The organism is Saccharomonospora halophila 8, from assembly GCF_000383775.1.
GTDB lineage: Bacteria > Actinomycetota > Actinomycetes > Mycobacteriales > Pseudonocardiaceae > Saccharomonospora > Saccharomonospora halophila.
This window is the reverse complement of sequence record NZ_KB912506.1, coordinates 87,949-95,327: the sequence shown is the minus strand read 5'-3', so window position 1 is coordinate 95,327 and position 7,379 is coordinate 87,949. Positions and strand designations below refer to the sequence as shown.

General features: G+C 71.7%; 10 protein-coding genes and 1 pseudogene. 9 read left to right on the top strand and 2 right to left on the bottom strand.

Annotation, left to right across the window (positions count from 1 at the left end; genetic code table 11):
* The 9 genes and pseudogenes from SACHA_RS20650 to rdgB all read left to right on the top strand — a co-directional run.
* Positions 1 to 329, top strand: a pseudogene (locus SACHA_RS20650) (hypothetical protein); the annotation flags it as partial.
* Between the two features lie 54 nt (positions 330 to 383).
* Positions 384 to 872: a Mov34/MPN/PAD-1 family protein gene (locus SACHA_RS0106495; RefSeq protein WP_019808135.1), complete on the top strand. Its 489-nt coding sequence runs from the start codon at positions 384 to 386 to the stop codon at positions 870 to 872.
* 73 nt (positions 873 to 945) lie between these two features.
* Complete coding sequence (locus SACHA_RS0106490) at positions 946 to 1,224, top strand: MoaD/ThiS family protein (protein ID WP_019808133.1); 279 nt, start codon at positions 946 to 948, stop codon at positions 1,222 to 1,224.
* A gap of 13 nt (positions 1,225 to 1,237) precedes the next feature.
* Positions 1,238 to 2,188 (top strand): PLP-dependent cysteine synthase family protein, encoded by a 951-nt coding sequence (locus SACHA_RS0106485; RefSeq protein WP_019808131.1) that lies wholly within the window; start codon positions 1,238 to 1,240, stop codon positions 2,186 to 2,188.
* Between the two features lie 158 nt (positions 2,189 to 2,346).
* Positions 2,347 to 3,000: a rhomboid family protein gene (locus tag SACHA_RS0106480; protein ID WP_019808129.1), complete on the top strand. Its 654-nt coding sequence runs from the start codon at positions 2,347 to 2,349 to the stop codon at positions 2,998 to 3,000.
* 104 nt (positions 3,001 to 3,104) lie between these two features.
* Positions 3,105 to 3,878 carry a glutamate racemase gene (gene murI / locus SACHA_RS0106475; RefSeq protein ID WP_028662946.1) on the top strand — a complete coding sequence of 258 codons (774 nt, stop codon included), beginning with the start codon at positions 3,105 to 3,107 and terminating at the stop codon, positions 3,876 to 3,878.
* A 196-nt stretch (positions 3,879 to 4,074) separates the two neighbouring features.
* Positions 4,075 to 4,845, top strand: a complete 771-nt coding sequence (locus SACHA_RS0106470; protein WP_019808125.1) for an MBL fold metallo-hydrolase — start codon at positions 4,075 to 4,077, stop codon at positions 4,843 to 4,845.
* A 51-nt stretch (positions 4,846 to 4,896) separates the two neighbouring features.
* The gene (rph, locus tag SACHA_RS0106465) at positions 4,897 to 5,676 is read left to right on the top strand and encodes a ribonuclease PH (RefSeq protein WP_019808124.1); all 780 of its coding nucleotides are present in this window, start codon (positions 4,897 to 4,899) and stop codon (positions 5,674 to 5,676) included.
* On the top strand, positions 5,673 to 6,305 hold the full coding sequence (gene rdgB / locus SACHA_RS0106460) for an RdgB/HAM1 family non-canonical purine NTP pyrophosphatase (RefSeq protein WP_019808120.1): 633 nt from the start codon (positions 5,673 to 5,675) through the stop codon (positions 6,303 to 6,305). Before rph ends, rdgB begins: the two co-directional genes overlap by 4 nt.
* Positions 6,306 to 6,353: 48 nt before the next feature.
* Here the strand turns inward: rdgB and bcp are convergent, their stop codons facing one another.
* Entirely contained in the window at positions 6,354 to 6,833 is a 480-nt protein-coding gene (gene bcp, locus SACHA_RS0106455) for a thioredoxin-dependent thiol peroxidase (protein ID WP_019808118.1), read from the bottom strand.
* A 69-nt stretch (positions 6,834 to 6,902) separates the two neighbouring features.
* On the bottom strand, positions 6,903 to 7,379 hold a 477-nt coding region (locus tag SACHA_RS0106450; RefSeq protein WP_157601616.1), incomplete at its 5' end, for a hypothetical protein.

Here is a 7,379-nt window from a genome sequence, read left to right as displayed (position 1 = left end):
GGTTCCGCCGTGCGCACGGCCCGGCCCTGCGGGCGCGGCTGCTGGCCGCGGTGCGGGACACGGTCGCGTCGCTGGACGAGGCCAGGACCGAACTACCCGGTTCCCCCACCGTCACGCTCGACCGGCAGGCGGTGGCGGCGATGTTCACCGCACTGGGGCAGGCGCAGACGGTGCTGCTGCCGCGTCCCCGGTGGGCGGCCCGGGTGGACTGGACCACCGCACACACCCGCGACCGCGACCGGGACCTGGTGCGGTTGACCGCATGCCAGTCGGCGCTGGCCAACGCGGCGCTCACCGAACCGGGGGACGAGACGTTGTTCACGGCGTGACCTGTGTCTTCTCACGGTGTGAACAGCCGATCGGCGGGACGTAGACTCAGGGGCGTGTTGCAGATTCGCCGTGAGTTCGTGGACGCGATCGTCGCGCACGCGCGCGCCGACCACCCGGACGAGGCGTGTGGCGTCCTCGCCGGTCCCGACGACGGCACCGACCGCCCGGAGCGGTTCGTGCCGATGGTGAACGCGGCGCGCTCGCCCACGTTCTACGAGTTCGACTCCGCCGACCTGCTCAAGCTGTACCGGGAGATGGACGCCCGGGACGAGAAGCCCGTGGTGATCTACCACTCACACACCGCGACCGAGGCGTATCCGTCCCGGACGGACATCAAGCTGGCGCAGGAGCCGTTCGCGCACTACGTGCTGGTCTCGACCCGGGATCCCGAGGAACACGAGTTGCGCTCGTACCGGATCGTGGACGGGGAGGTCACCGAGGAACCCGTCGAGATCATCGAGGACGGCACGCCGCGGGACGACGTGGTCGAGTCGTACATGTTCGCCAACACCGGCAGCGACGACGTCCCCGACGAACGCTGAGCGCCACGCGGGAATACCCCCGCCCGTTCAGGCGTCCGTGTCTAGGTCAACTCTTTCGCAGTGGAGGTACTTCATGTCCGTGACCGTCTCCATCCCCACGATCCTGCGCACGCACACCGGCGGTGAGAAGTCGGTGGAGGCGTCCGGCAAGACCGTGGCGGAGGTGATCGACGACCTCGAGGCCCGCCACGGCGGCCTCAAGGAGCGCCTGGTCAAGGACGACAAGCTGCACCGTTTCGTCAACATCTACGTCAACGACGAGGACGTCCGGTTCGCGGGCGGCCTCGACGCCGAGGTCACCGACGGGGACAGCATGACCATCCTCCCCGCCGTCGCCGGCGGCGCGCGCTGAACGGTCGGTGCTCATGGCCCGCTACGAGTCGTTGCTCGACATGCTCGGGGGCACCCCGCTGGTGGGGCTGCCCCGGCTCTCACCCGCCGGGGACGTGCGGCTCTGGGCTAAGCTGGAGGACCGCAATCCCACCGGTTCGGTCAAGGACCGGCCCGCGCTGGCGATGATCGAGGCCGCCGAGCGGGACGGCCACCTGCGGCCCGGTTCGACGATCCTGGAACCGACGTCGGGCAACACCGGCATCGCGCTGGCGATGGCCGCCAAACTCAAGGGCTACGGTCTCGTCTGCGTCATGCCGGAGAACACCTCGGACGAGCGCAGGCAGCTGTTGCAGGCCTACGGGGCGCGGATCGTGTACTCGCCCGCGGCCGGTGGGTCCAACGAGGCGGTGCGGCGGGCGAAGGAACTGGCCAAGACGAACCCGGACTGGGTCATGCTGTACCAGTACGGGAACCCGGCCAACACCGACGCACACTACTCGACCACCGGGCCCGAGCTGCTCAAGGACCTGCCGACGATCACGCACTTCGTGGGTGGGCTGGGCACCACCGGCACGCTGGTCGGGGTCGGGCGGTACCTGCGGGAGCTGAAGCCGGACGTGCAGGTGATCGCGGCCGAGCCCCGGTACGGGGAACTGGTGTACGGCCTGCGCAACCTCGACGAGGGGTTCGTGCCGGAGCTGTACGACGAGGACGTGCTCAGCGGGCGGTACTCGGTCGGTGCCTATGACGCGCTGCGCCGGACCCGCGAGCTGCTGGAGCACGAGGGCATCTTCGCGGGCATCTCGACCGGTGCGGTGTTGCACGCCGCCCTCGGGGTCGCCAACAAGGCCCTCAGCCGGGGGCACAGCGCCGACATCGCGTTCATCGTCGCGGACGCGGGATGGAAGTACCTCTCGACCGGCGCCTACAGCGGCTCCCTCGACGAGGCCGCCGAACGCCTGGACGGCCAACTCTGGGCCTGACCCACCCGCCCCATACCCGTTGTCCCGTGAAGGGCACATTCGCTGCACTCAACGCAGGGAAAGTGCCCCTCACGGCTCCTGACGCAGGGGATGTGCCCTTCACGGGCCAACCAGGGCAGGTGCGGGGGCCCGGGATCCGGACGCCGTAGCCTGGGGGTGTGGACAGGGACGGGTTCGGTGCGGCGTCCGGGGCGCGACGGTCGGGCACCGGAAGGGTGTTGCCGCCGCGGCCGTTGTCGGCGGCCACGGTGGCGGTCGCGTTCGTGCTGCTGCTCTACTTCGTCGAACTGGTCGACGTGGTGCTTGTCACCACCGATCTCGACCGCAACGGCATCGTCGCCCGGTCGGTGGACGGGCTCGACGGCATCGCCTGGGCACCGCTGCTGCACGCCGGTTGGGGGCATCTGCTCGCCAACACCGTCCCCGTGATGGTGTTCGCCTTCCTCGCCATGTCCGGTGGGCTCGCGCGGTGGATCGGGGTGACACTCACCATCTGGCTCACGGCCGGAATCGGGGTGTGGTTCACCGCACCTCCCGGGACCGTGACGGTCGGCGCCTCCGGGCTCGCGTTCGGATGGTTGGCGTTTCTGCTGGTGCGCGGACTGTTCACGCGCAGTCTCCGGCAGCTCGCACTCGGGGTCGTGTTGTTCCTGCTCTGGGGCGGGATGCTCTGGGGCGTGTTGCCCGGTGCGCCGGGTGTGTCCTGGCAGGGGCACCTGTTCGGCGCGGTCGGCGGTGTCCTGGCGGCGTGGGTGGTCGGCCGGGCGGACCGTCCGGCCGCGGGCACCGCCGACGGTACTCTCGGGGCGTGAGTCAGGCCGCAACCCCGAACGCCGCCACCCTGAACGCCGCCACCCCGGATCCGGCCCCGAGCTCCGGTTTCCCGGGCGCCGGTCTTCCCGATGCCGATGCCCCCATCGGAATCTTCGACTCCGGCGTCGGCGGGCTCACCGTCGCCCGTGCGGTGGCCGATCAGCTCCCCGCCGAGCGTCTGCGCTACGTCGGGGACACCCGGAACGCACCGTACGGGCCGTTGCCCATCGCCACGGTCCGCGAACTGGCGCTCGCCGCGCTCGACGACCTCGTCGCGGGCGGGGTGAAGGCGCTCGTGCTCGCCTGCAACACCGCGTCCGCCGCGTGCCTGCGGGACGCGCGGGAGCGTTACGACATCCCGGTGTTCGAGGTGGTGCTGCCCGCCGTGCGGCGGGCGGCGGCCACGACGCGCAACGGCCGGATCGGGCTGATCGGCACCGAGGGCACGGTCCGTTCGCGCGCCTACGACGACGCCTTCGCGGCCGCGACCGGGGTCACCCTGCACAGCACGGCGTGCCCGCGGTTCGTCGACTTCGTCGAACGCGGGATCACCTCGGGCAGGCAGGTACTCGGACTCGCGCAGGGATACCTGGAGCCGCTCACCCGTGCCGGGGTGGACACCCTGATCCTGGGCTGCACGCACTACCCCATGCTCACCGGAGTGCTCCAGACGGTGATGGGTCCCGAGGTCACCCTCGTGTCCAGCGCCGAGGAGACCGCCAAGGACGTCGTGCGGGTGCTCACCGAGCGCGATCTGCTCACCGGACGGGACGGTGAACCCGCCCACGAGCTCGTCGCCACCGGCGAACCGGAGCCGTTCACCCGGCTGGCGCACCGCTTCCTGGGCCTCGGTGGGACGGTGCTCGCCGCTCCGTGACGTCGGCGTGCCGCCTGCGTGCACGGTGGGCGTGCCGCCCGCGATGTGTACGGTGGGCGTGCCGCCCGCGATGTGTACGGTGGGCGTGCCGCCCGCGATGTGTACGGTGGGCGTGCCGCCCGCGATGTGTACGGTGGGCGTGCCGCCCACCACGTGGCGGGGGTATGCCGTGCGGGCTCGTGGCAAGGTGTGCGGCGTGCGACTGACGATCCTGGGCTGCTCCGGCAGCATCCCCGGTCCCGACCGCGCCGCCTCCGGGTACCTGCTCGAAGCCGACGGCTTCGTGCTGGGGATCGACCTCGGCAACGGCACGCTCGCCCGGATGCAGGCGCTGATGGACCCGTTCCGGCTGGACGCGCTGCTGTTGTCCCACCTGCACCCCGACCACTGCGCCGACTTCAGCGCGCTGACGGTGCTGCGCCGGTACCACCCCGACCCGCCGTACGATCCGCGCGCGCACCGTCTCCCGGTGTACGCGCCCGGTGAGGCCCCGCGCAGACTCGCCAACGCCTTCGCCCCGCACGAGTCGGAGCGGCTGGAGACCGACCTGTCGGACGTGTACGAGTTCCACACCCTGCGGCACGCGACCGGGCGGATCGGGCCGTTCACCGTGACGCCGGTCCCGGTCGTGCACCCCACGGAGTCGTTCGGCTTCCGGATCGGACAGGACGCCAGCACACTCGCCTACACCGGGGACAGCGGGCCGTGCCCGGGGCTGGAGGAGCTGGCCCACGGCGCCGACGTGCTGCTGGCCGAGGCGAGCTGGACCGAGGCGCCGGACCGGCCGGAAGCGTTGCACCTGTCCGGGAAGCAGGCGGGTGGTCTGGCGCACCGTGCCGGAGCCGGGAGGCTCCTGCTCACGCACGTGTCACCGTGGTCGGACGGGGAGTCGATCCTGGCCGAGGCGCGTGCGGAGTTCGCGGGGCCCACCGAGCGTGTGGAGCAGGGCGGGGTCTACGAGCTGTGACGACCCGCCCACGTCGGCGGGCCTGATCGGGGGTCATTAGGCTTGCCAGGCGTGGTGCGACAAGACGGCAGGAACGACGACCAGCTCCGCGAGGTACGGATCACTCGCGGTTACCAGCAGTGGCCGGCGGGCTCGGTACTCATCGAGTTCGGCGACACCCGGGTGCTCTGCGCCGCCAGCGTGACCGAGGGGGTGCCCCGCTGGCGTGTCGGATCGGGACTCGGGTGGGTCACGGCCGAGTACGCCATGTTGCCGTCGGCCACCCACTCCCGCAGTGACCGGGAATCCATCAAGGGACGGGTCGGCGGTCGGACCCACGAGATCAGCCGGTTGATCGGACGGTCCCTGCGCTCGTGCATCGACCTGGCGGCGCTGGGGGAGAACACCGTCGTCATCGACTGCGACGTGATCCAGGCGGACGGCGGTACCCGCACGGCTGCCATCACCGGTGGATACGTGGCGCTGGCCGACGCGACCACCTGGCTCGGGGCGGCCGGACGGCTGGCCGACCCGAAGCCGCTGTCGGCGGCCGTGTCGGCGATCAGCGTGGGGGTGGTGGACGGTCGTGTGCGGCTCGATCTCCCCTACGAGGAGGACTCCCGTGCCGAGGTGGACATGAACGTCGTGGCCACCGACGCGGGAACCCTGATCGAGGTGCAGGGCACCGGGGAGGGTGCCACCTTCACCCGGTCGACCCTGGACACGATGCTGGACCTGGCGCTCGACGGGTGTGCGGAACTGACCCGGAGGCAGACCGAGGCTCTGGCCGGGCCGTACCCGGGTGAGTTGCCGGAGCCCCCGCGGTCGAAGAAGGCGAAGGACAAGAAGTGAGCGGCGCCGTCCGGGTCCTGCTGGCGACCCGGAACGCGAAGAAGTTGGCCGAGTTGCGCCGCATCCTCGCCGAAGCGGGTGTGGCCGGGGTGGAGGTCGTCGGCATGGCCGACGTCGCACCGTTCCCCGAGGCGCCCGAGACCGGCGCGACGTTCGAGGAGAACGCCCTGGCCAAGGCCCGCGACGCCGCCCGCGCCACCGGCCTGCCCGCCGTCGCCGACGACTCGGGGTTGACGGTCGACGCCCTGAACGGGATGCCCGGTGTCCTGTCGGCGCGCTGGGCGGGTTCGCACGGGGACGACGCGGCGAACCTGCGGCTCGTGCTGGACCAGCTCACCGACGTGCCGGACGACCGGCGCGGTGCGGCGTTCGTCTGTGCGGCGGCCCTGGCCCTGCCGGACGGCACCGCGCCGTCCGACGAGGCCGTCGTGCGCGGTGAGTGGCGCGGGGAACTCGTCCGCGAGCCCCGGGGGGAGAACGGGTTCGGCTACGACCCGATCTTCGTCCCCGAGGGGGACCGGCGCACCTCGGCGGAGCTGCCCGCGGAGGAGAAGGACGCCTGCTCGCACCGGGGCAGGGCCCTGCGCGCCCTCCTGCCCCGGCTGCGGGAGCTGACGGACACGCGCTGACCGGAACCCGTTCCGTCCCCCGTGCCGCGCCGGCGGAACGGGGGACGCTCAGGCTTCCAGGTCCAGTTCCCGGAGCAGGCGGGCGACGTGGCCGGTGGCTTTGACGTTGTACCGGGCCACGGCGAGCGTGCCCGCCGGGTCCACCACGAACGTCGAGCGGATCACACCCTGCACGACGCGGCCGTAGTTCTTCTTCTCACCGAACGCACCCCACGCGGTCAGCACGGTCCTGTCCGGGTCGGACAGCAGCGGGAAGGTCAGCCCTTCCTTCTCGGCGAAGTTCGCCAGCTTGCCCGGCTCGTCCGGGGAGATGCCGAGTACCCGGTACCCGGCGTCGTTCAGCCGGCCGAGGCTGTCCCGGAAGTCGCAGGCCTCCCTGGTGCAGCCGGGTGTCGCCGCGGCCGGGTAGAAGTACACGACCACCGACCGGCCGCGGAGTTCGGACAGCGTCACCGTCTCGCCGCGGCTGTCCGGGAGGGTGAAGTCCGGTGCCGGGTCGCCGGGGGAGAGCCGCTTCTGCTCGGTCATGCCGGGCAGCCTAGCCAACCGTCCCCGCGGCTCGGACGGCCCGGTGAACCTCGGACGGCCCGGTCAACCTCAGACGGCCCCGGTGAACACCGCCGTGTCCCCGTCCGAGCCGTGCGGGTAGAGCTTGAGGGTGAGTCGCACGTCGTCGGGAGGAACCGCGAACGCGAGCGTGAAGTTCTCGCTGTCCTCGACGGGGACGTCCTTGTCGGCGTCGACGATGCCGTTGTACCCGCGGGCGGCATCCCGCACCTGCTTGACCTCCTCGCCGGCGACGGTCGCGGTCACCGACAGCTTGGAGAGGCGGTACGGCTGATCGGAGCCGTTGTAGACGTCGATGCCGACCGAGACGGCGCGTTCGGCCGGCGGGTAGGCGTTCTCGCTCGGAGTGAACGTGTCGGGCGACGACGCCGAGATGACCAGACCCGAGGCGAGCCGGATCTGCGAGCCGAAACCGGACTCCCCGCCCGGCATCCGCCCCGAGGCAGTCGTCGCGTGGGCGGGCACCGTGCTCGACGCCGCCCCGGCGGGGGCGCCCGTCGCCGGGGC

Excerpts from the sequence above, each read along its gene's own strand:
- SACHA_RS0106490 (WP_019808133.1), top strand. The coding sequence starts at position 946 with ATGTCCGTGACCGTCTCCATCCCCACGATCCTGCGCACGCACACCGGC.
- SACHA_RS0106485 (WP_019808131.1), top strand. The coding sequence starts at position 1,238 with ATGGCCCGCTACGAGTCGTTGCTCGACATGCTCGGGGGCACCCCGCTG.
- bcp (WP_019808118.1), bottom strand. The coding sequence starts at position 6,833 with ATGACCGAGCAGAAGCGGCTCTCCCCCGGCGACCCGGCACCGGACTTC.